The following is a 24,437-nucleotide window of genomic DNA, read 5'->3' on the forward strand; positions in this document are numbered from 1 at the left end:
CTTCAGAAGGCTGTGCAGGAATTACGAGGAAACGACAGAATCAGCCAACGAAATGCTCATGGTCGCAGCTGTTGTTATTTCTCTCCGAAAACTCACTTCTGTTAACAATCGTTTTTAAACAAGCTCTTAGATAAATTGTTGCAAGGGAGGAAGAAGCATAGCGAGCTATGCGACTGACGAACTTCAACAATTTAGCAAAAGAGACACCAAGGCTCAGGTAACTTAAAAATTTTCACAAATGGAATATACTATTTACAAAAAAACAATACAATCGCCTCCGAAAGCTTTGAGTGGCTATGGCTCTTCATTTCAGTCACATAGCTCGCTATGCTCCTTCAATTCAGAGCCATATCCATCTCAAATCTTTCGCTCAGATTTTAACTATTGTTATGAAACACCCTCTAAATAAGAGCTGCTTATGAAAAAGACTTATCTTTTCCTCGCTGACGGCTTTGAGGAAGTCGAAGCCCTTGCCACTGTCGATCTTCTGCGCCGTGCCGGAGTGGAAGTCGAAACCGTGTCGATCAACAAGACTCTTGCAGTAAGAGGCGCCCACGGCATAGAAGTGGCTGCCGATACGATGCTTGCCGATTGTGAGCCGGAAGCGCGGATGCTTATCTGCCCCGGCGGTATGCCAGGAGCGTCAAATCTGGCTGCCAATGCGCGAGTGTGTGAACTGCTTTCAGCCCAGCATGAACGCGGAGGCAAGATTGCTGCTATCTGCGCCGCTCCGGCTGTGGTGCTCGCGCCGCTCGGAATCATAGACGGCTATGATGCCACCTGCTATCCCGGATTCGAGGAAGGTCTGGCAGCCGGAGGTGCCCGCCACAAGAACCAGCGTGTGGTTGTGGACCGCGATGTCATCACCGCCAACGGGCCGTCATCAGCAATTCCTTTCGCGCTTTCAATCATCGAGGCTCTTGACTCGCAGGCCAAGGCCGACGAAGTAGCTGCCGGACTGCTGCTTTAGAGGTTGTTTTTTGATAGCCTCTTGGCTCCAGCTTTCCGGAATGCCGTCTTACAGCCCGATCCGTCACACCAGACAGATCGGGTTTCTTTTTTTAATTGATTGTAACACAGAATGATGGTTGCGATTGCAGATTTAGTGAAGTAAGATTGTGGTTTCGTTTCGAAATTAAAATTATAAAATTTGAAATTTTATTTTGGTGGATTGGTTTCTTTTTGTAAATTTGCGGCCGGGTGATAACACCTTCGGGTTTCGTCATCCGGGATTAACGGCTACAGAAAAGAAGATAGATAAGAGCAATATTAAGATGATAGATATGATGGTATAGAGAAAGGTAAAGAAAATTGATGAACAATACACAATTGGTATGAATCTGTAGAATCGCCTTAAATCCTGACCATGTGTAGCTCTCAGGCAGAGCACACAATTGAACCCATCGGGCCGGCTCCATGTGAATGAAGCCGGCCCCAAAATTTTTCAGAGGTCGTTTAGAAACAATAGTTAAAATCTGAGCGAAAGTTTTGAAGTGGATATGGCTCCTTCCTCATTTGCAATAATTTATCTAAAAGATACACCACTCAGATTTTAACTATTGTTTTTAAACGGTCTCTCAGTGCGATTACCTGCTGCTGCCATGCAATATAAGTGTAGGGTAAAGCGTTTTAATATCAGTTAACACTGATCAGATGCCATAGTTTGCTTTTTAAGCCTTTTCTCCTCAGGACTTTTGCTCGGATTTTAACTATTGTTTTTAAGCAACCTCTTAATCGAGAGTATCTTTAGGAATGAAATTCAAAATGCCGGATGTATTGGTGCTTGCCACCTCGCGCCATAGTCACGGAGGGATCTCCTCTGTGGTGATGGCCCATGAGCGTACACGCCAATGGCGGGAACACCGTTGCCGCTGGATTCCTACTCACCGCAGCGGTTCGATGCTGACCAAGCTTGCTTATCTTGCAGCAGGCATGACGCATTATCTCTGCTTTCTCCCTTGGTGTCGGATAGTCCATATCCACACCAGCGAGCCCCCGTCGGCAAGACGCAAATGGCTGTTTGCCCGATTGGCGCTTATTGCCCGTAAAAAGGTGGTGGTGCATTTTCACGCCTTTGATATGCAGTCGACCATCGAAAGTTCATACAAGGAAGTCTACAGGAAACTCTTCGGAAAATCTGATCGGCTGTTGTTGCTGTCACCCACATGGGAACGGCTTGTGGGTTCCGTCTTTGATCTCCGGGGCAAAATGACTGTCCTTTATAATCCCTGCCCGCAAATCGACAAGGACGGCATTGCGGATGCATCAGTCGAATACCGAAGAATACTTTACGCCGGAGTGCTAAACAGACGTAAAGGCTATGCGGAACTGATAAGGGCCTTCGCTCGCATAGCACCGCGTTTCCCTGACTGGAAACTGGTGTTTGCCGGAAGCGGTGAGATTTACCATGCGAATGCTTTGGCCAGAGAATTAGGCATTGCATCTCAGGTCGAGTTCACAGGATGGGTGGCAGGCGAGACCAAGGACCGTCTTTTTCGCAAAGCTTCGGTGTTCTGCCTTCCAAGCTATGCCGAGGGATTCCCTATGGCGGTGCTGGAGGCATGGGCCTACGGGTTGCCGGTTGTGGCCACTCCTGTCGGAGGTCTGCCCGACATCGTGACTGACGGCCGCGAGGCTCTGCTCTTTGAGCCGGGCGACTGCGAGGCTCTTGCCGGGCAACTTGAGCAACTGATGTCAGACAGTGGTCTGCGCGAGCGGATGAAGGCGGAGTCACTACGCCTTGCAAATGAAGATTTTAATATTGAAACTATAGGCCGCCGGCTTGGAGAGATCTATGACTCTCTGCTGCGGCAGGAATAAAACAGATGTATGAGTAAGATACTTGTTACCGGCGGCTGCGGTATGATAGGCAGCAATCTCGTGAAGCGACTCGTTGCCGAAGGTCACGATGTGACAGTCATTGACAATCTCTGGAGAGGGAAACTTGAATATCTTGACGGGCCCGACGGTAAGCCGGTGATTGACACGTCCTCACGTTTCCACTGCATAGACCTCTCGAAAGAAAGCCCGGAGGTCGACTCGATTGTCAGCGCCAATGAATACGTGATCCATCTGGCCGACATTGTGGCCGGCATTGACTACGTGTTCGGCAATCAGGGCGACCTTTTCCGTCAGAACAATCTGATCAACACCAATCTTTTTCACTCTGTGCGCAAGGCCGGAAAGGACCGGATAAAGGGCCTCATCTACGTCGGCACGGCATGCAGCTATCCGCTGACGCGCCAGAACTCGCTTGACGTAGTGCCTCTGCGCGAAGACGAACTTTTCCCGGCCCTTCCGGAATCGGCCTATGGCTGGAGCAAACTCGTAGGGCAGCTTGAGATAGGTTATATAGAAAAAGAAACCGGAATTCCGTGCTGCACACTGCAGTTCCACAATGTCTACGGCTCGCCCTGCGATTTCGGAGCGCGCAGCCAGGTGATTCCGGCCCTCATACGCAAGGCCATCAACTATCCGGAGGAGGAGTTCAACGTCTGGGGCAGCGGCAAGCAGGGCCGCGCGTTCATCCATGTCGACGATGTGGTCAGCGCCCTGATGCTCGCGCTTGAAAAAGGCTGGGGCCACGGCTGGATTCAGGTAGGTCCCTCGGTGTGCACCTCTATAGCCGAGATTGCCGAGACTGTGGTCAGAATCAGCGGTAAAGAGATCACTCCGTTTTACGACACCTCAAAGCCGGAGGGCGACAAGGCCCGCAGCGCCGACTATTCGAAAGCCCGCGAGATACTCGGCTGGGAACCGAAAGTCAGCCTTGAGGACGGACTGCGCCAGCAGTATGAATGGATCAGACAGCGCCTCGGCAAGTGATGGACGGCGCAAAGACTGTTTACCGCCGTCTGTCTGAGATCGAGGCTGCTCCGACGGCCCATGCGGTCGGACTGAAGAAAGTGCTCCTCTCGGCCGGAGAGACCCGGAGCGCGGTCACCCAGATAGCCGTCACCACCTTCCGGACCGGAGAGAAAGCCGGAAGCCACCGTCATCCGACTATGGACGAGCACTATCTCTTCATAGAGGGAGAAGGGCTGATGACCGTCGATGGCCAAAGCTATGAATGCCGTCCGGGCGATTATCTCCTTGTGGGCGCCGGATCGCTTCACGAACTGCAGGCGCTGGCTGAAATGAAATTTATGACTATAGGGATTGCTTATGACAAGTGAGAAAAAATATTTCAACGTAAGGATCGAGTTTGACCGCGATGCCCTTGACCGGAAGATCTTCAAGGCCATAGAGACCGGCGAGACCGGCTACAGCTGCTCGGTCGAGGCTAACAATCTGACCGTGGCCAACCGCAATCCGGAATTCCTTGAAGTGCTCAACGGCGCGCTCGTCAACAACTGTGACGGAAGTGTGCTGGCCAAGATACTTGCATGGATTCACAAGGAACCGATCGACAGCTACATCGGGGCCGACATCTTTATCAAATATATAAAGATGAAGCGTTTCCGCCAGTTCTTCCTCGGCAATACCCGCGAGGTGCTTGACGGACTCAGGAAGAATCTCTCGGAGATTGACCCTGCCATTGCCGGTATGCGCTTCGAAACCCTGCCGTTTCGCAGCGTCGATGATTTTGACTATGAAGGGATCGCCGCCATGATCAATGCCGACAATCCTGACATCATATGGGTGAGCCTCGGAGCTCCCAAGCAGGAGATGTTCATGGCCCGTCTGAAACCCCATCTCAAAAGAGGCGTGATGTTCGGCTATGGCGCCATTTTCAACTTCAATGCCGGAGTGGGAGAGGTGCGCCGCGCTCCGAAACTGATGCTCCGGATGAGGCTGGAGTGGCTCTACAGGGCATTTGAACAGCCTAAAAAGAACATTCCCAGATACTGGGGATTCATCCGCATCCTTCCCAGACTCATAAGGGAAGAGCGCCGTAAGGTCAGAAGCCTGAGATAGGGTTCGGATCTGATTTGTCTTCACATTTGTAATTAAACATCTCTAAATCTAAGAATTACTTATTTATGAAATTATTTCCTTTAGTGGCGGCTTTGGCTCTTGCTTTCAGTGCCGATGCCGCCGGAAAGAAACTTTATGACTTCGTGGTTCCGCGCGACGGTTCTTTCCGCGAGGCTATTGAAGCCGCCAATAACCGCGCTGACACCACAGCGCGGTTCCGCATATTCCTGATGGACGGTGACTACGTGATCCCGACAGCAGGAAAAACCACCGGCGGTGACGGCAAGGAATATGGCGACCCGCGTTCATGGCTGAAAACCCCTAATGTCTCCATTATCGGCGAGAGCCGTGAAGGGACAGTGCTTGTCAACACCACTCCTCCTGCCACGTGGGACAACGGCTTCGGTCCCTCTTGCCCGCTTGAGGGAATAGGCAAGGGCGATGTGCTGATCATCGAATATCCCGCCCATGACACCTATCTTCAGGATCTGACCATGAAAAGCGGCATGGCCGACCACACAGGCCGCAACATCGTGCTCCATGACCGCTCAGACAAGACCATAGCCCGTAATATCTGCATCTGGGGCTATCAGGATACCTACGTCTCCAACAACAGAGACGGCCGCTTCTACTTTGACGGCGGCGTGATCCGCGGCCGTACAGACTATATCTGCGGCAAGGGAGATGTCTATTATGGCGGGGTGACATTCCAGCAGTGCGGCCAGGGAGGCTATCTGGCCGTGCCCTCTGTGCCGCGCAAGTATGGCTATGTGATGGACAGCTGCTACATAAAGAGCGAGACTCCTGATGTCACATATTATCTCGGACGTCCCTGGGGCAAAGGCACCCCGACCGCTATCTGGATCAATACCACGGTCGATGTCTCGCCCATCACCAAAGACAAGCGCGGCTATAACGGCTGGGCCGACATGAGCGGCGGCTGGCCGGCACGTTTCGCCGAATACAACACCTGCCTCACCTCAGGCAAGGCTCTCGATCTTTCCGGACGCCGCTCTCTCTATGTTGACCGCGAGGGAAAGGAGCACTCAAATAGCCCGGTGCTGACAGATGCCGAAGCACGCTCATATACCAAAGCCGCTGTGCTCGACGGCTGGAATCCGGATGCCGCTGTAGCTGCCGCGCCACTGCCAAAGAATGTGCATGTTAAAAACAATCAGCTCAGATGGACCGGTAGTGGCGAAGCTCTGCTTTATGCCGTGTGTCGTCACGGCAAAGTCGTGGCTTTCACCACAGACACAGTCTACAATGTCGGTCCGGACTCTTCGGCTGACTGCTGGTCAGTGAGGGCCGCGAACTTCATGGGCGGTCTCGGAGAGGCTGTCGCCGCCACTGACGGTGGCGCAAAGGAGACAGGCAAGGGTTCGCGCTATGCCAAACGCATCTTGCGCACCACAGATCAGGATTTTCTCCGTTCAGACGAGGCCCGGCGCATCGGTGATCAGGTGCTGCTCTGGCAACGTGTGACCGGCGGATGGCCCAAGAACATCGACATGGTCACTCCGATGACTCAGGAGGAAAAAGCCGCCGTGCTTGCCAACAAGGAGCGCCGCTACGATTCGACCACCGACAATGACGCGACCACAACCCAAATGATCTATCTCGCCCGTCTCTATCAGGCCACTGGCGATGTGAGATACCGCGCCGGCTTCCGCGCCGGAGTGGATTATCTTCTTTCCGGACAGTATAAAAACGGGGGTTGGCCTCAGTTCTGGCCCGTGCAGCGTGACTATCAGCCTCATATCACCTACAATGATGATGCGATGGTCAACACTATGGTGCTGCTGCGCGACATCCGCCTCGGCATTGAGCCTTTCGGCGGCGATCTTTGCGATCGGACGAGAAAAAACAAAATGAAGAAGGCCTTTGACAAGGGAGTGGAATGTATTCTCGCAACCCAGATCGTCACTGACGGAGTGGCGACAGTGTGGTGTCAGCAACACGACCGCGAGACTCTTAAGCCTGCGCCTGCCCGCGCATATGAACTGCCGTCATACTGCTCTCAGGAGAGCGCATGGATTGTCAGGATGCTCATGGAAATCCCTGATCCTGACAAAAAGGTTAAAGCAGCAGTGCATGCCGCTATGGCCTGGTTTGACAAGTATAAACTGACAGGCCTGCGCTACCGCAGGGTTATGGAGAACGGCAAGTGGAATGCTGTACTCACCCCTGATTCGCTTGCCGGGCCGATATGGGCGCGTTACTACGATCTTGACCACTGTGTGCCTTTCGTCTGTGACCGTGACGGAATTCCCCGCCGCAGCCTTGAGGATATAGGCAGCGAGCGCCGCAACGGCTATGCCTGGTTCGGCAACCGTCCGGCCGAACTCTACGATCTCTATGACAAGTGGGCCGACCGCTATGATCCGCAGAACAAGGTCAGCATAAGCTTCCGGACCAAGGGTGCCAACGAGAACGGAACTTTCACCCTCGGAGTGCAGCCTAAAGTCAGGGAGTCGCATTTCGATGCGATAGTCAGCCGTGGCGAGAGCATTCAGGCAGCCATTGACAAAGCGCCTGAAAACGGCTCGGAGCCTTACAGGATTCTTGTGCGCAAGGGCCTCTACAATCAGAAGGTGATCATTGACCGCCCGAACATAGTTCTTGTAGGCGAACAGCGTGACAGCTGCATCATAGTCGGTGCCGAAGGCCAGGGTTCGGTGATGGTCAGTGAATTCCGTGGCGAGAAAGCTCCGCGCGGCATCATCAGTCTTACTGAAAAGGCCGATGACTGCCTGATAAGCGGCCTCACGGTCATCAATAATTACGGCACGACGGTCTCCAACACAACCTCTCACCAGTTTGCCGTATTCGGCAAAGCCACACGCACCATAATCATAAACAGCAACATTATTTCCGACGGCAATGACGCGCTTTCGCTCTGGGGCAAGGGAGAAGACGGCCGAGGTGGTCTCTATTACCACTCAGATCTCTATCTGCGCTGTCCCGGAGTGGATTTCATCTGTCCGCGTGGCACCTGCTATGCCACCCGCTGCCGTTTTATCGGCGACACACGCGCCATTCTCTGGCATGACGGACGCGGAGATATAAACAACAAATTCGTTGTGACCAACTCCGAATTCGACGCCCTGGAGCCTACGCCTCTCGGTCGCTATCACCACGATTCGCAGTTCCTGATCCTCAATTGCCGTATGTCGCGCAACATTATTGACGCCGATATCGACCATGCCTACAAGCGGCAGCCGGAACTTGCCGAGGGCAAGAATCTCGATCTCTGCCCCTGGGGACACCGTGTCTACTACTACGGCTGTGTGCGCGAAGGCGGTCACAGCGGCTGGTTGGCCGACAATATCTCGTCTGCCGAAGGTTCTCCGGAGTTTCATGCTGTCACTGCCCGGTGGACTTTTGATGGAAAGTGGGATCCAGAAAAGCGCATCCGCGACCTCTGGCAGGTGGTGGCCTATTGATGCGGTCTCCTGACCACCCGGTAATATCTACAGAAAAAAACAATCACTCTCTGTATGCGCGGATCAACTGCTGCAGGGAGTGATTGCTTTTTTGGGGGTGATGTCTGTTGAACAGTCACCCGGTGATATCTTTTGACTCTTTAGAGCCGGTCCGGTGCTTTCTATGCCTTTGCGGAAAGCACTTTCAGAGCTGCTTCATAGTCAGGTTCATGAGTGATTTCCTCCACCAGGTCGCGGAAGATCACGCGGCGGTTTTCATCGAGGATGAGGACGGCGCGGGTGAGCAGTCCGGCCAATGGGCCGTCAACGAGCTGCACACCGTATTTCTGTCCGAAAAGAGGCGAGCGGAAAGCAGAGCCGAACATCACGTTCTTAATATTCTCGATGGTACAGAAGCGGCCCATTGCGAAAGGCAGGTCCATAGAGACGCAGATGACCACCACATCGTCAAGTCTGGCTGCTTCTTCGTTGAAGCGGCGCACACTCATGGCGCACACTTCGGTGTCAAGGCTTGGAAAGATGTTGAGCACAACGCGCTTTCCGGCAAAATCAGTGCAGATCATCTGTGAAAGATCCGGACCTGAGAGGTGGAAGCAGGGTGCGGTTTCGCCTACTGACGGAACGGTGCCGCAGGTATGGCAGGGTTGTCCTTTGAAAAATACGGTTTCCATATCTTTGTATTGTTTTTTTTAGTTTTGCGTTTGTTTATTGTAGGCGGAAAGCCGTGACTCTGTCAGTCGGCAAGGGCCATCGTCTGTAAAACAACATTCCGCAGCTCTCGGTTGAGTCCGAGGTTGACATTTTTGACAGTGCCGTTGCTGTCGGTCATGATTATCACCGGCAGAGAGGTGACGCCGCAGTCGCGGGTCAGCGATTTGCCGTTCATCAGCAGATGTTCTCCGGGGCGGATGGATGGTATCACGGCTTCGATGGCATCAATGTTTGTCGAGTTGAAGACCCAGATGATGTCTAAGGCCTTCGGGAGTGAGTCGGCGGCTCCGCGGACAGCCTCTACTATCTCGGAGTTGAAGCCTGAGGTCGGGTCGAGGAGGACTATTACTGTGGGTGCCGCGAATTTCTCGCCCCGGTGGTGGGTGTAGCGCTCGCCTGTAGTGGTGGGGAGTGTGAAAGTGGGCATCGGAGCACCTGCGAGATTCTCGATGTGGAAGTTGTTTTCGCGATATTTTTCGAAGATCTCAGGGTAGCGGGCTGTCATGGAGCTGTCTGACAGTTCCGGGCAGTGCATCTCAGCCGGATAATTGTAGCTGACGAGTATGGTCTGCTCGGTGATCTGTCCGGGGTTGCTTTCGGTGTCGATGCGCAGCGGGAGCATGGTCTCTGCATCGAATATGAAGTCTTTTTCGCTTGCCACAACATCACTGACGGTAAGAGTGGTGGATACCTTTATGGCCTTGCGTCCGTTGAAGACTGCCGGAGCGGCTACCGAGATGCTGTAGCGCGGGTCTGCTTCCATGTTCCGGAGTTCGCGGGCTATGAAGGCCGGGTAGAGATCGGCGAACTGGGCGCTTCCCTGCACTCCGGCCGAGCGTGCTGACGGCATGAAGGGAATCGAGTCCCACTCCATGTGGTATTCCTGCAGGCGTTCGTTGTGATAGCGGTAGTGATGGCCGTTGAAGTAGGCGGAGAAGCCGTTGACTGTGCCTGTCGGGGTCTCAAGGCTCCAGTCAGTCAGATAGTCGCACGGAGCAAGCGGGTCAGCCGGAGCCGGCGCAGAGGCGAGACTGATGGTGTAGACCACATCGTTTTCGCTCTGGGGGAGTGTGACGCTGAAGCGTGCCTGTGACTCGTAGCAACCTGTTGATTCAAGTTTTGAGACAATATCAGCTATCCCCTGGGCGGATATGCCCAAGGGATATGACGCTGTTAACACCATTAACAATCTTGCGATCCCTTTCATAAAAAACAATAGTTGACGTTCATTATAAAAACGTCGCGCCGGGCAGTAGTGTTCACCCGGCGCTATGATAAAATGTGTTATTTCTGAAACAAATTGTTGACAGCGATCCTGAAATCGTTGAACATGGCTGAGACCGGTGTGAGAATCGGTCTGAAAGGATGTACGACTGTAGGAGTGAAAACCTTCAGTCCGTTGTGGTGGCAGCGGATCGAGAGTCTGCGGTCCATTTCCATTGGTTCGCCATCGACGTGCGAGGCTCCTTTGCGCTCGCGTTCGATGATTATGTTGTCGGTGCGGAAGGTGTGGATGAGCATATTGCGCTCTATGAATCCGGTGAGCATGTCTACTCCGACAAGGGCGGTTGACAGGGTATTGCCTGCGTGGATGATGGTGACATCAAGCAGACCGTCGTTGATCGAGGCGCTTGGAGCGATGTAGGCGTTGTTGCCATACTGGGAAGCGTTGCAGACAGCCACGAGAAAGGCTTTTTCAGTCAGAGTCTTTCCGTTGGCCATGATGGTGTAGTGTTCAGGCTCATAGCTGGCATATGTCTGGAAGGTGCTCTGTATGTAGGTCAGTTTGCCGCGTGTTTTCTTTTTTGCGAAAGCCGCGCTCACTGCCGCATCGAAGCCGACTCCGCAGGTGCAGAAAAATTTGCAGTCGTTGACGGTTGCGTAATCTATTTCCATCGCATGGTTTTCGATGATGACTTTCAGCCCTTCCTTAAGGTCGACAGGTATGCCGAGATGTCTGGCCAGGCCGTTGCCCGATCCGCAGGGCAATATGCCGAGAATAACCCCCGTGCCACACAGAGCCGCGGCAGTTTCGTTGATGGTTCCGTCGCCACCGGCGGCGATGACCGTGTCACAACCTTTTTCAATGGCTGAGAGGGCGAGGCGTGTGGCATCGCCGTGGCCTTTGGTATATGCTACCTCTACCTCCCAGCCCAGCTGGCTGAGAACGTCAAGGACCATGCGGTCAAGTCCGGCTTTGTTTCTGGTTCCGGAAATTGGGTTGATAATTAGTCGGGCTTTGGGCATCAGATAGTTACACGTCGGGTGGAGCTTCCGATTTTAATAATGTAGATTCCTTTTGCGCTCATGGGGAGTCTGTGGATTCCGGCCGGGAGTGTGGTCTGCGAGATAAGCTGACCGAGAATGGTGAACACTTTGACGGTGACGGGGCGCGGTGCGGCGATGTAGATGAAGTTGTCGCGGACGGCCATCTCCGCCTGGGCCTCAGGGTCGGAGCGCATTTCAGTAAACATGCGGTCAGGCGCATCGACCGTCTCCCAGCGCGCGGCGGCTTCGGAGAGGAGCGATGTCAGTCCAAGAATCAGTATGACAAGCAGTTTTCGCATGTTTTCCGGTTGAAATTATCCTATATGGATTACAAAAGTAATAAAAAAAATCCACCACACAAAAAATTCCCCTCATCCGGAGCTTATGCGAATGAGGGGTTAATAACAGTAAGTGTGTGTTTTTTATAGTTGATAGAGTAGTGTCTCTGTGTTGATCAATACATCGGGGTGAAGGGTTTGGACTTGAACATCTTGTGAGTTACATCGCCGATGTAGTCCTTGCTCTTTGAGACGTCAAGCTTCATTACCGGGGCTCCGGGACGGAGGTCGCATTTCTTGAGGTCGATGTAGAAGAGGCCGGGATTGGTGACCACGTCGAAGTAGTAGAGGCGGTCACGGATGTTGGAGAAACTGCGCCACTGGGTGGAGCTGATGTTGCCATCTCCCTGGATGGTATAGGTGTAAGGCACCGATACGTTGAACAGTATGGAGCGTGTGATGGCTACTCCGAGATCTGCGTCACCGGTCTTTTCTACATTCCGGTCAAAGAAGTCGGCGCGGACGTAGCGGTCGGGGCTCGAAACGGTGCCCGGCAGAGTGTGTGAGCCGCCTTTTTTGACCCAATAGTCATTGATGGCGTTCATTTCAGGATAATTCGGGTCGTTGGTCAGCACGCGCATGTCCTGGCCCTGATAGATCTTGATTGTGCCGTGGTCAAACTCCACCACTGCCGATTTGCCGGAGGGGTCTGTGATGCCCCAGTGGAGTGTCGAGGAGGTGCCTTCGTCAAATGTGGCTCCGGAAATGTTGAAGTTCTGGCGCGCGAGCATCGCCACGGCTTCGTCTGTGGTCCCGCAGAGATCGAGAATCCAGGCGGGGAACATGGCAAGCGACATCGGCGGGCGGTTTCGGGTCGAGTCGTTGACATAGACGGTGCCTTTGCAGAACAGACCGTTGACCACAAGTCCTTTTTCATTCATGCCTTCGGTGATGCCGCCTTCATAGCTTACGGCGTAGACAGAGCCGTATTTCGAAGTCCATTCCACAGATCCGGGCAGAGAGTTGCCGGCTTTTTTTATGCCGCGCGGATAGACATATATGTTTGTGGGGATAGGTGTTTTCCAGTCAAGTGAACGGCCTACGATGCGCAGACTGTCGGAGCCGACGTAGAGCACTCGTGAGCAGCCTTCGGCATGCTGTGCGCCAAGCAGGGTGGTCAGCGCCAGTGCCATAGCGAATAATTTAGCCTTCATAACAGTTGAAATTGGTGGGTGCATGTTGGAGATATACACGAATAACAACCGTTGCGGCAGGATTGTTTACAGAAAGACTCCCGCCTGGCGCTCCGGACCTTTGAATTGGCAAGCTGTGAGAAAGGTCTTTGTGGGGGAGACGCCCGGCGGGAGTCAAATGACTGGAGGGGGGAAATGCTTTGGGTGGACCCGTGGCGCTGGAATCCAGGGTTCTTTTGGAGACAAGGATTGCCTTGGGCTTCGGGTGGGAATCAGCGTTTGCGGTTACGGACCGATCTGACGGCTGATGACGATGATGAGGATTTCGGTGCTTTGGCTTTTTTGACTTTAGCCGGTTTGCTTTTCTTGCTTGCCTCGGAAGATCCGCGTTTCGAACGGCTCGACCGGACGCTTGATTTTTTTTTCGGAGCTTCGCTTGCTGCTGCATCAGTTGCTGCGGAGTTTTGGCCGGCTGCTGCGAGTTCGGCTTTCTCGGCGGCTTCTCGGCGTGCTGCGAGTTCTTCAAGCGAAGGCACCCAGAGTTTGTCTTCGAATGTTTCGAGTCGACGCTGTATGCTGTCCTGCGCATGAGCCAGAGCGTCTGGGTCGGGGTAGAGCTGCATGAGCGACTTGTTTTTCAGATTCCGGGTCTTGTAGATCTCGCCTTTGTAGAGGCCGAGCTGGAAGTAGTCGTCATAGGTGCAGGTGGCAAGATTGTTGTCATCGTTAGTGAAGATGTTCTGGGTGGAGAGATAGGGGCGGAGATCAGCGTAGCGCACCCAGAACATGGGGTAGCGGATGGCTTCGGCTCCGAAATCGCCGTCGCGGTGAAGCACGGGGCAGAGAGCTTCGATGCGTGTGCGCATGCGGTTTGAGCGCTTGTCAAACTCCCAGCGCTCAATGATGTAGTAACTCAGGACTTCCGAGGCGGGCACATCGGCGTCTTCGATAGTGAAGCGCGGATTCTTTTCGGTTGAACCCTTGGCCTGGGTGTGGAGTATGTGGAAGCGGTCAAGAACATCTGCCATCTTGACCTTGTAGTTGTCAGAGAAGACTTCGCGGCCGTCAAGGTATTCATAGCCGGTGAGGTTGCCTGAGGCCATGTGGCGCATGATGATGCGGAAGAGGTTTTCCTGATCTTCAACCGGCTCGTCGGGATAGTAGAGGGCGGCGTTTTCATCTTTTTTAAGGTCGAGCTGACGGTACATGACGCGCATCCACTGCATCTCGGAGTCGGAGGTGGCCCGGTCTTCGTAGTGGGCCTGCATCCGCTGGGTCACACCGGTGGCCGATTTGGCTGAATTGCGGTCATCGGCACCACGCCTGCGCACTACACTGCTGCTGCTTGACTGCTGAGCGAAAGCGGCGGCGGAGATCAACATTACTATGGCGGTGAGAAGATATTTCTTCATGGATTGTATATGCAAGAGGGGTGATTAGTTTACTATGACTTCGACGGGATTGAGTGTGCGCTCGATGCCGTCAGGACCTTTGGCGCGAATGCGGGAGATGTAGAAGCGCTTTCCGCGTGAAAGACGGCGGAACTGGTCTTTCTGGCGCTGTGAGAACGAGGCTCCCTGCGAGACTTCTGGGATGGCGTTGCCCATCTGGTCGAAGAACACGGTTTCGAAGCCGAGAACGGTGAAGCCGATGTTAAGCATGTCATCGTCAATGGCGGCTTCGATGCCCGGAGCGGAGGTCAGGAGTGTCTTTGAGAAGCCAGATCCGCCTTTGTAGCGCTCCTTGGTGCCGTTTGGCGCGGTGTAGGAGATGAATGCTGTCGGATCAGGGAGTTTGCGCACACGGAATGAAGTCGATGAGACCGTCTGCTGCCGGCCGTCGATTGTGGCGGTGACTGTCACGGTGGAGTTTTCGCCGATCTTCGAGGGGCGGGCCACCCAGGCGTCGCCCTTGCGGGTGAGGGTGCCGTTGGTCATTGTGGCGCTTACGGCATTCATGGGCACTCCGGGCACTGAGATGCTGACCGGATTGTCGATTCCGGCATAGAGCACGTTCATCATGGTCGCCGAGACGGTTGCCGTCGGTTCCATGACGGTGTAGCTTGAAGAGAATGGATGACGGGTAGAGGTGCCGTCGCCGTGGCTGACTTCAAGGTAGCCGCTGTAGTCAAAGGTGCCGGTGGAGGAGGTCACGAATTCGTAGAGGCCGTGTTCGTCGGCGAGTTTTTTGCCTCCGATGAAGATTTCGGGGCGCGCTGTGGTGTCGACAGCGGCGAGGACTATATTGGCTGAGTATTTGCCTCCGCGCATTACCATGCGTGACTGCGGGATGACGAATGCGTTGATCTCGTTGACTCGGACATCGCCTGCGTCGACAGCCGCGAGGAGGTTAGCGAGGGCTTCGCCTTCGGCATATCTCACGTCATTCTGGAGTTTTGTCAGAAGAGTGATGGCGGCTACCACCGGCTGGTTCTCGAATTTGGCTTCTTCCCACTTCTGCGGGCTGACGGTGCCCGGACGGCGGAAGGGATCGGTGGACAGGGCTTCGTTGATGCTTGCCCGTTTGACCGAGTCGCTGACGAGCGATGTCACATGGCTGCGGTAGGCGTCAATTGCCTCGCGCAGGCGGCGGCCTCCGTTTGCCGAGGGGCTGAGCATGACCACTGCGGCGGCTTCAAGATCGTCGCGACGGTTTATTTCCTGTAGGTTTCCGTCAGCGCCGTCGGCCTCGCGGACAATTGCGAGCTTGAGGGAGTCGATCGTAGCGTAGAGGCAGGCCGAGTGCCGGCGTATCTGTGAGGCCTTTTCGAGCCAGGGTGTTCCTTTTTCGGGATTCTGGGCTGTGAACGATTCGAGCGAGGAGTAGACGGCGTCGTTGCGTCGGCCCACGGTGGAGTTGGTGCGAGCGAGGCCGTCCTCGACCTGCACGAAGCCGTCAAGGACATCGCTGGAGACGTTGAGGGCGAGCATGGCTGTGAGGACGATATACATGAGGTTTATCATCTTCTGCCTTGGTGAGAGCCTGACTACTGATTCTGCCATTTATGGTGTTTGATGGGGGTTGGACTGTGGTGGAGTGTGGTGGAACGGCTGGGCGGATGGTGTGACGTGCGGGTGACGTGGATCAGACGGTGCCTGATGACTGTGCGCCGGGGATGTCATTCATCATCGGGCGATACATGTTGACGGTCATGGCGTGGAGCATCTTTTCATAGACCGAGTTGAGCTGCTGCATGTTGCGGGCCATTTTTTCGGTTTCCTCGCAGTAGCGGGCGCTCTGGGCGGCGCTTTTTTCATACATGTCGCGGATGTCCTTGATGCCGCGGTTGACGCGGTCAATCGATTCGAGCTGGGTGGAGACGCTTTTCAGCTGGATCTCGTAGATGGTGTTCAGTCCGCCGAGATTGCGGTTGAGATCGGCCATGCGCTCGATGTAGCTGCGTGAGTTTTCGGTCACGGAGGCTGAGTTTTCGGTGATTGCGCGGTAGCTGTCAAGCAGGACGGCTGACACCGAGTTGAGGGCTTCGGTTGTGGAACGCAGGAGCTCCATCTGCTCGGAAATGGCGTTCATCTGAGCGAGATAGTTCTGTGTGGCTGCCGTGAGTTCCGAGAGGTCGGCGCTTTCGGCCACCGGAGCTGCTACGGGAGCGGGACGGGAGGTCTCGGTAGCGGCGATCTCTTCTGTGGCGGCCTGGCGTTCGGCGGCGGGAGCGCGCAGCGGAAGCTCGCGGCTTTCGCCGCCATCGAGTTCGGGGAACACGTCTTCCCAGTGATATTCTTTCGGCGGGCGGTCAAAGGCTGTCAGGATGAACATGATGACTTCCGTGCCCATGCCGATGCACAGGAGGGTGTTGCCGCCGGGGAGGTGCAGGATCTTGAAGAGCGCACCCCAGATCACGATGGCGGCGCCTATGCTGTAAGCGAAGTTGAAAAGGCGCTGTCCGCCTTCCCACCGCATGATGGTTTCTATCTTTGTCTGTAACTTTTCTTTTGTCACGGCTGATGGATGTTTTAAGGTTGAGGGTTGAGCTTTTTTATTTCTTGGCTTTTGTGCCTTTGGCAAAGCCTATCTGGGTGCGGACGCAGCGGAAGCCTATGTAGGAGCGCTGTTCGTTCTGGTATTCCCACATGCGCAGGTCGGAGCGGACGTTGTGGGCCACATCTTTCCATGAACCGCCGCGTACAATCTTGCGCTTCATTTTGTAGGGGTCCTCAAGAGCTGCATTATAGCGGTATTCGGGGTTGAGGTCGCTTGTGAGCTTGTCGATGCTCTCGGTGTAGGCCGTCGAGGTCCATTCGCTGACGTTGCCGGCCATGTCATAGAGGCCGAAGTCATTAGGCGAGTAGGTGCCTACGCGCGAGGTGATCAGGTGTCCGTCCTGCACGAAGTTGCCTTCCTGAGGCTTGAAGTTGGCGTAGAAGCAACCCTGGTCTTCTGTCATGGGCAGGTCGCCGTCCCAGGGATACATGTTCTCGCTCTTTCCTGCGCGGGCGGCATATTCCCATTCAGCTTCAGTCGGTAGGCGGTAGGGCTCGATGTAGACGCCTTCGCGTCCGAGCGAGCGGCGGAGGAAGTCTGTGCGCCAGTTGGCGAAGGCTGTGGCCTGTTCCCAGCTGACACCTACCACGGGATATTCGTTGTAGCCGCCGTGGGAGAAGTAGAGGCGGACGTAGGGTTCGTTGTAGGCGTTGTCGAAGTCGTTGATCCAGGCTGTTGTATCGGGGTACACATTTACTATATATGTGTTGACAAAGTCAAAGTCGCCGGTCAGTCCGCGTGAGATGGTCTGACGGATGATCTCGCCTTCGTCGCTGATCCAGGCGGTGTCTTTCGAGATGAGAGGAGTGGCTGTGGGGACGGGGCGATCGGTGTTGTATTCGCGGCGCGCGGGGTTGAGACGGTGTTTGCGGCGGGCGGCTTCGGTGTGGTTGTAGATCTCATAGCGGTAGTTGAGCTGTTCGGGGTCGAGTTCGCGTGCACCGGTGATCGGGTTGGTTCGGTAGAGGCTTTCGATGGCCCGCTGCTCGTCTTCGTTGGCATTGCGCCAGGGGATCGGTTTTGACCAGTTGAGATGTGGGGTGACGGGGTTGCCTTCGCGGTCTTCCTCGATCTTGAATTCTTCATTGCCGCCGAAGGCCGGATCGGCAAGGCGCTCGCGGATTATGGAGTCGCGCACCCAGAAGACAAACTGTTTGTATTTCGAGTTTGTGATCTCGGTCTCGTCCATCCAGAAGGCGTCAACAGACACTCCTCGCGAGTTAGCGCGGATGTTCCACAGGGAGTCGTCTTTGGCGGGGCCCATCTTGACTGATCCACGGGAGACGAGGACCATGCCGTAGGGTATGGGTTCGGCCCATGACGATCCGCCTACGCCGGTGACTTCACCGCCGGTGGCGCTACGGCTTCCGGTGGCACACGATGCGGCGCCCGAAAGCAGTGTGATGACTATGATGAGGTGGATTATTTTTTTCATAGGTTACATTATGCGGATGCTCTTGTGTTTGTTGCGGTTTTTCTCGGAGAAATCGAGTTTAAGGTTGTAGCCTGCCACTATCTCGTGGCTTCCGGAGGAGGCTCTGGAGATATCGGAGGTGTGATAGTCATAGCTGTAGCCGATGAAGATGCCTTTGATTTCGGCTCCAAGCATTACGGAGACGGCATCTTTGTGACGGTAACCGATGCCTGCGGTGAAGAGTTTGTTGTAACGCAGGCGTCCGGTGACTTCGAAGTCTGTGATGCTGAAGTCGCTTCGGACTAAAAGCGATGGTATCACTTCAAATAACGTGTTTTTCACCGGAATATTGCTGCCGGCCATGAAATAAGCTGTACGCTTTGCGGTGAATTGATATTTTTTAGCAAGTCCGTCGCCTGAAGGGGCCGATGTGGAGCCTGATGCCGACTGGCCGTCGGAGGTGAAGGTGACGGTTGGGTTGTTGGCGTGGAGGAGCGATACTCCGGCCCAGAAGCGGCGGTGGGTGTAGAAGAGGCCCACGCCAAGGTCGAGGGCGTTGCCTGCCACGTCGCGGTTGGGGATGGCGTCGTCGTCTGGCTGGTGGTAGTCGTCGTCAGAGGGTATGTAGACTTCCGATCCTCTGAACTGTTCGTTGAGGAAGCCTATCTGGAGTGATCCTGTCAGCTCGCCTTTGAGGATCTTTACCTTGTAGCCTATCTGGGCGTTGACGGTGAGGTTTCTGAAAAGGCCCATTGATTCCTGCTGGGCCACGAGTCCGGCTCCGAAGCGCTTGTCAAAGAGTTTGAATGGCATGTCGGCGGCCAGGACGAAGGTTTTGGGAGCATTGTCGATGCCGACCCACTGGAGACGGCCGCCGCCGCGCAGGCGCAGGTTGTCGGTGTCGCCGGCGGCTCCCGGATTATAATAGGTGGGGAGTGCCCAGTATTGCGTGAGCATGGCATCGCCTTGTGCTCTTGCGGCCGGGATGCCGGCGGCGAGGGCGAGGATTATGGCAAAGGTGATTTTTGAAAGTATGCGGAGCGGCTGTGTCATTCGAAGTAGAAGGTTAGGACGACCATGCGTGAGACGGCCTTTTTGAGCGATTGTGTGATTTTGAACTTCTCAGGCTCTTCGGCTATGTCGGTGCGTTTGTGGTCAAGGACGTCTGACAGGCCGAAACAGAATTTGATTTCCGGATTGAGCTTGAAGTAGGGCAGATAGAAGTCACAGCCGAAGCCGCAGGTAAGATAGAAGTCGGCGCTGTTGGTGCGCAGATAGTCGCCGGATTTGCGCACGAGGTTGACTGTGGGCATTACGCCTGCCGTTACATAGGGGCGTGAGTTGCGGTAGCGCTGTCCGGCAAATTTAAGGTCGAAGGGGAATACGAGGAAGGCTGACTTGATGTTCTGGCGCAGCTGTGTGCCGCTGTTGTATTCGCGCATGGTGACGTCGCGGTTGCCGAAATACATTCCGGGCGTGAAGCGGAGGCTGAAGTAGGTTCCGAGCCTGAAGTCTATCAGGCCGTTGACGCAGAAACCGGGCTGGAAACCGGGCTGGTCTACAAACCACGATTCGCCGTTTTCGGTGACGAATCCGTTGTGGGTGAAAGTCAGGTCCTGAGTGTGGAGGCCTACTGAGAAGCCCAGATGCCATCTTCGCAGGTCGGCATAGGGGCGGTTCATCAGCTTGTCGTTGAGGTTCTGGGCTGATGCTGTGGTCTGCCATCCGGCTATTGAGGCAAGCAGGATGACGAGCAGACGCAGGGATATGAAAAAGCGATGATTCATCATTTGTTATAACGAATCATCGCTCTTAAATATTGTGTCGGCAGGCTTAAGCGCCAGAGGCGTTCAGCCGCATGGACTGAGGCTTATTACTTGCCTGCGAATTTCTGCTTGAGTTCAGCGAGAGCTTCGAGGTCACCGAGGGTGGTCTTTTCAAGCGGAGTGGTCAGCGCGGGAGCTGCTTCTTCGCGACGGCCAGCGCCACGACGTGCGGCAGCGGGCTTCTTGGGGGCTTCAGCGCGTTCGCCCTTCTGCTCATCTTCGAAGATGCGGCTGTGAGAAAGGATGATGCGCTTGCTGTCCTTGTTGAATTCGATCACCTTGAAGTTGAGCTTTTCGTCAACCTGGGCCTTCGAGCCGTCTTCCTTGACGAGGTGCTTGGGAGTAGCGAAGCCTTCAACGCCGTAGGGGAGGGCGATGACAGCGCCTTTTTCAACCATTTCGATGATGGTTCCTTCGTGGATAGAACCAACGGTGAATACGGTTTCAAATACATCCCAGGGGTTTTCTTCGAGCTGCTTGTGGCCGAGAGAAAGACGACGGTTGTCTTTGTCGATTTCGAGAACCTGCACTTCGATGTCGGCACCGATCTGAGTGAATTCGCTGGGGTGCTTGACTTTCTTGGTCCAGGAGAGGTCGCTGATGTGGATGAGACCGTCAACGCCTTCTTCGATTTCAACGAATACGCCGAAGTTAGTGAAGTTGCGCACTTTTGCAGTGTGTTTGCTTCCGACGGGGTATTTGGTTTCGATGTTTTCCCAGGGATCGTTCTTGAGCTGCTTGAGGCCGAGTGACATCTTGCGGTCTTCGCGGTCGAGGGTGAGGATGACAGCTTCAACTTCGTCACCAACCTTGAGGAAGTCCTGAGCTGAGCGGAGGTGCTGGCTCCAAGACATTTCGCTTACGTGGATGAGGCCTTCTACGCCGGGTGCGATTTCAACGAATGCACCATAGTCAGCCATGACAACTACGCGGCCCTTGACTTTGTCGCCAACCTTGAGGTTTGCGTCGAGGGCGTCCCAGGGATGGGGCTGGAGCTGCTTGAGACCGAGGGCGATACGCTTCTTCTCATCGTCGAAGTCGAGAATAACGACATTGAGCTTCTGGTCGAGCTGAACCACTTCTTCGGGGTGGCTTACGCGGCCCCAGGAGAGGTCAGTGATGTGGATGAGGCCGTCTACGCCGCCAAGGTCGATGAATACACCGTAAGAAGTGATGTTCTTGACAGAACCTTCGAGCACCTGACCCTTTTCGAGCTTGGCGATGATTTCGCGCTTCTGCTGTTCGAGTTCGGCTTCGATGAGTGCCTTGTGGCTGACAACGACGTTCTTGAATTCTTGGTTGATCTTCACGACCTTGAACTCCATAGTTTTGCCTACGAAGATGTCGTAGTCGCGGATGGGTTTCACGTCGATCTGTGATCCGGGGAGGAAGGCCTCGATGCCGAATACGTCGACGATCATGCCGCCTTTGGTACGGCATTTGATGTAGCCCTTGATGACTTCGTCTTTCTCCAGAGCCTCGTTGATGCGGTCCCATGAGCGGGCTGCGCGGGCTTTGCGGTGAGAAAGGATGAGCTGGCCTTTTTTGTCTTCCTGGTTTTCGATGAAGACTTCAACGGTGTCGCCCACCTTGATGTCGGGGTTGTAGCGGAATTCGCTCATGGGGATGATGCCATCGCTCTTGTAGCCGATGTTAACCACTGCTTCGCGCTTGTTGAGCGAGATGATGGTACCTTCGATTACGTCCTTGTCACGCACGGTGTTGAGCGATTCATCATAGGTTTTGGTGAGTTCTTCACGGGTCTTGTCACCCTTGGTCTCACCGTTGGCATAGGCTTCCCAATCGAAATCTTCGATAGGGGAGTTTTTTAATTCGTTAGACATTAAACTAATTGGGTTAATAAATATGGTTAATTACTCTGCCCGGACCCACTGGAGGTCAAGGCGCTGCAAAGGTAGTAATAAAATTCCAATCCACAATGATTTACAATGAAATTTTGAAATTTTCACTGATCGGTTAGATTTGTATGAAGGGATATAGTAGGAGGGATATACTATTGGTAAATTTACGACAATGACTCCTGAATCGCAAGGAAATTGCAGGAAAATTGCGTAATTTTGCATTCAATTTAGGTCTCAAACAGGTTATGTGGATAAGAGTAAGGCATATATTGCTGGCGGTCATGACACTTGCAGCGCCCTTGGGAATGTCGGCGTTGGAAATGCCGGCTGATTCCGTATCCGGCAGCAAGAGCCAGACGCGCTGGATCGGACAGCTGATCGATAACCGTTTCCAGATACATGACTCCACTATATATTATCCTGCTTTCCCGCGTGTGATCCTTGATATCTACAACTGGGGTGACCGCACTTTCAATTCCTATGACGAGAGATATGTGGTCGGTACGGGCACGAACTGGAAGCTCCAGGGCAAGGCCTACGGCTGGGCCGAGACGCAGACCATGCTGTTTCCGAAAAACTCGCTGCTGTCCATGCACTCGAACCTCTATTCCGATGCGGGTGCCTATATCAGTTTCATGGCTGTCAGCGTGGGCTATATGTGGAACATGGACAAGCTTTTCGATCATGACACCAAGCGCCACACGTTTAATTTCGACTTCACCTGCTCGCGTTTCTCGATCAACTACAGTTCAGTCTCGTCAGAAGGCGGCATGATCCTGACCAGTCTCGGAGACTATAACGACGGGAAGGATTTCAGATATGATTTTGACGGCGTGAGCATCAAGAACACGAATATCGACGCTTATTATTTCTTCAACCACAGCCGGTATTCACATGCCGCGGCCTACAGTTTTTCGAAATATCAGCTGCGCACGGCCGGCACGGCTATCGTTGGTCTGAATCTCGCCGAGATGGATTCAAATCTTGATTTTTCAGGGCTGCCTGAGGATATGCGTGATGCTTTGCCGCTTGAGCAGCCATATTTCAAGTTTCATCACCGCGACATAGCGGTGCTTGGCGGCTATGCCCGCAACTGGGTGCTCAAGCCGAGGCGATGGCTTCTGAACATGACTCTGATGGGCGCGCTGGGCTACAAGCGTACATATGAGGACGCTACTGACGCAAGCCGCAACCTGCTGGCCAATAACTACAAGGCTTGTCTGAGCTGTGTCTACAACCACCGCAAGCTTTTCGCTTCGGCTCAGCTGCGGTCAACGGGCTCACTGTATTACAACTCAAATTTCACTCACTTCAGCACATTCTCTTCCCTGACGCTGACAGTCGGCATGCGCTTTTGAGGTGAAGTGGCGTAGCACCACGGCGCTTATGAAGTAGAGTCCGGTCAGAGCCCACAGTCCCATGTAATAGTGGCTGACATCGGCGAGAGTCGATCCGTTGCTGTTGATGCGGATGAATCCTTCCATGCCCCATGTGGCCGGCACGAGATCAGAGATCATTTTCCAGAAGGGGCTGAAAGCGTAGCGTGGCCATGTCAGACCTGAGAGGAAGAGGAATACCACAGATGTGAACACTATGACAAGCAGTGATGACTCGCGCTCGCGGACAAAGACCTGGAGTGTCTGGCCGAGGAAGCTGGTGGCCAGAAGCATCACGAAGATCAGAGGCATGAAGTCCATGAAACGGCCTATGTGGGGCAGGGAGAACATCCAGGGAATGAGTTCGAGTATGTAGTAGCTCAGTGGAAGATAGATCATGAGATAGCACAGCGACTTGCCAAGGACGGTGGCGAGTGTCCCGGTCTCATAGTCGAGCGGGTCATAGCCTTTGTTTTTGCGGCGGCGGTCAGCTGCGGTGCCGGCTATCATGGTGATGCCTAACAGAAGGCTCTGCTGGAGAATGAGAACTACAATTCCCGGCATGACAAACGATGCGAAGCCCTGAGAGACGTCGCCGAGGAAGTTGGCCTGGGTGTTGACCGGGAGTCCGCCAACGGTGCTCGTCAGAAGGCCGCCGTCGGCAAGCCTCCGGGCGGTGATGGCGGTGACTTCATGCATCTGCAGGTCGGTCAGCGAAAACAGATACTGGCGGTAGCGCAGAAGCAGTGACATGTCGGAATAGAAGGAGCAGACGGCCTGCTCGCCGCGGCCTATCTTGCGGGAGAAGTCGGCCGGAATCTCCACCACTCCGTAGGATTTCTTTTCCATCCATGCGCGTCTGGCCTCCTGCATGTCTGACGCATAGCCTATGATGTTGAACCCCTGGGTTGCTCCGAGATTGCGCACGAACTCGCGGCTGTCGGCTGTGCGGCAGTTGTCAACCACAACGGTGTCGATCTTCTTGACAACCTCAGGATTGTAGATGAGGGTGTAGACGATCGGGTAGGCTAGTGGCAGTGCGAAGAAAAAGAGCAGGACGCCGATGTCGGTGAAGACCAGGCGGATCTCGCGGCGCCATACGCGGAATAAGCTTTTAAACCAGTTCATAGTCTCGGAAGTGAATATA

General features: G+C 54.3%; 20 protein-coding genes and 1 pseudogene. 8 read left to right on the top strand and 13 right to left on the bottom strand.

Annotation, left to right across the window (positions count from 1 at the left end):
- Positions 1 to 418: 418 nt before the first annotated feature.
- The 7 genes and pseudogenes from C5O23_RS06640 (at position 419) to pelA (ending at position 8,363) form a co-directional block, all read left to right on the top strand.
- On the top strand, positions 419 to 970 hold the full coding sequence (locus C5O23_RS06640) for a DJ-1 family glyoxalase III (RefSeq protein ID WP_107032171.1): 552 nt from the start codon (positions 419 to 421) through the stop codon (positions 968 to 970).
- A gap of 782 nt (positions 971 to 1,752) precedes the next feature.
- Positions 1,753 to 2,820 (top strand): glycosyltransferase family 4 protein, encoded by a 1,068-nt coding sequence (locus tag C5O23_RS06645; protein WP_107032172.1) that lies wholly within the window; start codon positions 1,753 to 1,755, stop codon positions 2,818 to 2,820.
- Positions 2,821 to 2,829: 9 nt separating this feature from the next.
- Entirely contained in the window at positions 2,830 to 3,825 is a 996-nt protein-coding gene (locus C5O23_RS06650) for an NAD-dependent epimerase/dehydratase family protein (RefSeq protein WP_107032173.1), read from the top strand.
- A complete protein-coding gene (locus C5O23_RS06655) occupies positions 3,798 to 4,175 on the top strand; it encodes a cupin domain-containing protein (protein ID WP_240597722.1) in 378 nt (125 codons plus the stop codon). Before C5O23_RS06650 ends, C5O23_RS06655 begins: the two co-directional genes overlap by 28 nt.
- Positions 4,165 to 4,917 carry a WecB/TagA/CpsF family glycosyltransferase gene (locus tag C5O23_RS06660; RefSeq protein ID WP_107032175.1) on the top strand — a complete coding sequence of 251 codons (753 nt, stop codon included), beginning with the start codon at positions 4,165 to 4,167 and terminating at the stop codon, positions 4,915 to 4,917. The genes C5O23_RS06655 and C5O23_RS06660 overlap by 11 nt, the downstream gene beginning before the upstream one ends.
- A gap of 494 nt (positions 4,918 to 5,411) precedes the next feature.
- A pseudogene (locus C5O23_RS14530) lies at positions 5,412 to 5,912 on the top strand (pectinesterase); the annotation flags it as partial.
- A 324-nt stretch (positions 5,913 to 6,236) separates the two neighbouring features.
- Positions 6,237 to 8,363: a pectate lyase gene (gene pelA / locus C5O23_RS14535; RefSeq protein WP_240597727.1), complete on the top strand. Its 2,127-nt coding sequence runs from the start codon at positions 6,237 to 6,239 to the stop codon at positions 8,361 to 8,363.
- A gap of 161 nt (positions 8,364 to 8,524) precedes the next feature.
- Here the strand turns inward: pelA and tpx are convergent, their stop codons facing one another.
- The 12 genes from tpx to rpsA all read right to left on the bottom strand — a co-directional run bounded on the left by tpx (position 8,525) and on the right by rpsA (position 21,896).
- Complete coding sequence (tpx, locus tag C5O23_RS06670) at positions 8,525 to 9,034, bottom strand: thiol peroxidase (protein WP_107032177.1); 510 nt, start codon at positions 9,032 to 9,034, stop codon at positions 8,525 to 8,527.
- Between the two features lie 62 nt (positions 9,035 to 9,096).
- Positions 9,097 to 10,257 (bottom strand): hypothetical protein, encoded by a 1,161-nt coding sequence (locus C5O23_RS06675; RefSeq protein ID WP_123397906.1) that lies wholly within the window; start codon positions 10,255 to 10,257, stop codon positions 9,097 to 9,099.
- A 101-nt stretch (positions 10,258 to 10,358) separates the two neighbouring features.
- Positions 10,359 to 11,321 (bottom strand): diacylglycerol/lipid kinase family protein, encoded by a 963-nt coding sequence (locus tag C5O23_RS06680; RefSeq protein ID WP_107032179.1) that lies wholly within the window; start codon positions 11,319 to 11,321, stop codon positions 10,359 to 10,361.
- Positions 11,321 to 11,641, bottom strand: coding sequence for a T9SS type A sorting domain-containing protein (locus C5O23_RS06685; RefSeq protein WP_107032180.1), 321 nt, complete (start codon positions 11,639 to 11,641; stop codon positions 11,321 to 11,323). The genes C5O23_RS06680 and C5O23_RS06685 overlap by 1 nt, the downstream gene beginning before the upstream one ends.
- A 155-nt stretch (positions 11,642 to 11,796) precedes the next feature.
- On the bottom strand, positions 11,797 to 12,834 hold the full coding sequence (locus C5O23_RS06690; RefSeq protein WP_161553567.1) for a linear amide C-N hydrolase: 1,038 nt from the start codon (positions 12,832 to 12,834) through the stop codon (positions 11,797 to 11,799).
- A 251-nt stretch (positions 12,835 to 13,085) separates the two neighbouring features.
- Positions 13,086 to 14,225, bottom strand: coding sequence for a type IX secretion system ring subunit PorN/GldN (gene porN, locus C5O23_RS06695; RefSeq protein ID WP_107032182.1), 1,140 nt, complete (start codon positions 14,223 to 14,225; stop codon positions 13,086 to 13,088).
- Between the two features lie 24 nt (positions 14,226 to 14,249).
- Positions 14,250 to 15,815, bottom strand: a complete 1,566-nt coding sequence (porM, locus tag C5O23_RS06700) for a type IX secretion system motor protein PorM/GldM (RefSeq protein ID WP_107032183.1) — start codon at positions 15,813 to 15,815, stop codon at positions 14,250 to 14,252.
- 82 nt (positions 15,816 to 15,897) lie between these two features.
- Positions 15,898 to 16,770 (bottom strand): type IX secretion system motor protein PorL/GldL, encoded by an 873-nt coding sequence (porL, locus tag C5O23_RS06705; protein ID WP_240597723.1) that lies wholly within the window; start codon positions 16,768 to 16,770, stop codon positions 15,898 to 15,900.
- 37 nt (positions 16,771 to 16,807) lie between these two features.
- Positions 16,808 to 18,247, bottom strand: a complete 1,440-nt coding sequence (porK, locus tag C5O23_RS06710; RefSeq protein WP_107032184.1) for a T9SS ring complex lipoprotein PorK/GldK — start codon at positions 18,245 to 18,247, stop codon at positions 16,808 to 16,810.
- Between the two features lie 3 nt (positions 18,248 to 18,250).
- Positions 18,251 to 19,279, bottom strand: coding sequence for a PorP/SprF family type IX secretion system membrane protein (locus C5O23_RS06715; RefSeq protein ID WP_107032185.1), 1,029 nt, complete (start codon positions 19,277 to 19,279; stop codon positions 18,251 to 18,253).
- Positions 19,276 to 20,016 (bottom strand): type IX secretion/gliding motility protein PorT/SprT, encoded by a 741-nt coding sequence (gene porT, locus C5O23_RS06720; protein WP_240597724.1) that lies wholly within the window; start codon positions 20,014 to 20,016, stop codon positions 19,276 to 19,278. The genes C5O23_RS06715 and porT overlap by 4 nt, the downstream gene beginning before the upstream one ends.
- A gap of 83 nt (positions 20,017 to 20,099) precedes the next feature.
- Positions 20,100 to 21,896, bottom strand: a complete 1,797-nt coding sequence (rpsA, locus tag C5O23_RS06725; protein ID WP_107032186.1) for a 30S ribosomal protein S1 — start codon at positions 21,894 to 21,896, stop codon at positions 20,100 to 20,102.
- Between the two features lie 299 nt (positions 21,897 to 22,195).
- Here rpsA and C5O23_RS06730 point away from each other — a divergent pair, with 299 nt between their 5' ends.
- Entirely contained in the window at positions 22,196 to 23,272 is a 1,077-nt protein-coding gene (locus C5O23_RS06730; protein WP_161553568.1) for a DUF4421 domain-containing protein, read from the top strand.
- Here the strand turns inward: C5O23_RS06730 and C5O23_RS06735 are convergent.
- Positions 23,210 to 24,418 carry an ABC transporter permease gene (locus tag C5O23_RS06735; RefSeq protein ID WP_107032188.1) on the bottom strand — a complete coding sequence of 403 codons (1,209 nt, stop codon included), beginning with the start codon at positions 24,416 to 24,418 and terminating at the stop codon, positions 23,210 to 23,212. The two genes, C5O23_RS06730 and C5O23_RS06735, sit on opposite strands and share 63 nt — an antisense overlap.
- Positions 24,419 to 24,437 lie beyond the last annotated feature (19 nt).

This window comes from Duncaniella muris, from assembly GCF_003024805.1.
In the GTDB taxonomy this organism is placed as follows: domain Bacteria; phylum Bacteroidota; class Bacteroidia; order Bacteroidales; family Muribaculaceae; genus Duncaniella; species Duncaniella muris.

What these genes read in the sequence shown, in the direction of transcription:
- porM (WP_107032183.1), bottom strand. Translation starts at nt 15,815, where the DNA reads ATGGCAGAATCAGTAGTCAGGCTCTCACCAAGGCAGAAGATGATAAAC.
- tpx (WP_107032177.1), bottom strand. Translation starts at nt 9,034, where the DNA reads ATGGAAACCGTATTTTTCAAAGGACAACCCTGCCATACCTGCGGCACC.
- C5O23_RS06640 (WP_107032171.1), top strand. Translation starts at nt 419, where the DNA reads ATGAAAAAGACTTATCTTTTCCTCGCTGACGGCTTTGAGGAAGTCGAA.
- C5O23_RS06645 (WP_107032172.1), top strand. Translation starts at nt 1,753, where the DNA reads ATGAAATTCAAAATGCCGGATGTATTGGTGCTTGCCACCTCGCGCCAT.
- C5O23_RS06675 (WP_123397906.1), bottom strand. Translation starts at nt 10,257, where the DNA reads ATGGTGTTAACAGCGTCATATCCCTTGGGCATATCCGCCCAGGGGATA.
- C5O23_RS06690 (WP_161553567.1), bottom strand. Translation starts at nt 12,834, where the DNA reads ATGAAGGCTAAATTATTCGCTATGGCACTGGCGCTGACCACCCTGCTT.
- C5O23_RS06660 (WP_107032175.1), top strand. Translation starts at nt 4,165, where the DNA reads ATGACAAGTGAGAAAAAATATTTCAACGTAAGGATCGAGTTTGACCGC.
- porT (WP_240597724.1), bottom strand. Translation starts at nt 20,016, where the DNA reads ATGATGAATCATCGCTTTTTCATATCCCTGCGTCTGCTCGTCATCCTG.
- C5O23_RS06655 (WP_240597722.1), top strand. Translation starts at nt 3,798, where the DNA reads ATGGATCAGACAGCGCCTCGGCAAGTGATGGACGGCGCAAAGACTGTT.
- C5O23_RS06735 (WP_107032188.1), bottom strand. Translation starts at nt 24,418, where the DNA reads ATGAACTGGTTTAAAAGCTTATTCCGCGTATGGCGCCGCGAGATCCGC.
- rpsA (WP_107032186.1), bottom strand. Translation starts at nt 21,896, where the DNA reads ATGTCTAACGAATTAAAAAACTCCCCTATCGAAGATTTCGATTGGGAA.
- porN (WP_107032182.1), bottom strand. Translation starts at nt 14,225, where the DNA reads ATGAAGAAATATCTTCTCACCGCCATAGTAATGTTGATCTCCGCCGCC.
- pelA (WP_240597727.1), top strand. Translation starts at nt 6,237, where the DNA reads ATGGGCGGTCTCGGAGAGGCTGTCGCCGCCACTGACGGTGGCGCAAAG.
- C5O23_RS06715 (WP_107032185.1), bottom strand. Translation starts at nt 19,279, where the DNA reads ATGACACAGCCGCTCCGCATACTTTCAAAAATCACCTTTGCCATAATC.
- C5O23_RS06680 (WP_107032179.1), bottom strand. Translation starts at nt 11,321, where the DNA reads ATGCCCAAAGCCCGACTAATTATCAACCCAATTTCCGGAACCAGAAAC.
- C5O23_RS06730 (WP_161553568.1), top strand. Translation starts at nt 22,196, where the DNA reads ATGACACTTGCAGCGCCCTTGGGAATGTCGGCGTTGGAAATGCCGGCT.
- C5O23_RS06650 (WP_107032173.1), top strand. Translation starts at nt 2,830, where the DNA reads ATGAGTAAGATACTTGTTACCGGCGGCTGCGGTATGATAGGCAGCAAT.
- porK (WP_107032184.1), bottom strand. Translation starts at nt 18,247, where the DNA reads ATGAAAAAAATAATCCACCTCATCATAGTCATCACACTGCTTTCGGGC.
- C5O23_RS06685 (WP_107032180.1), bottom strand. Translation starts at nt 11,641, where the DNA reads ATGCGAAAACTGCTTGTCATACTGATTCTTGGACTGACATCGCTCCTC.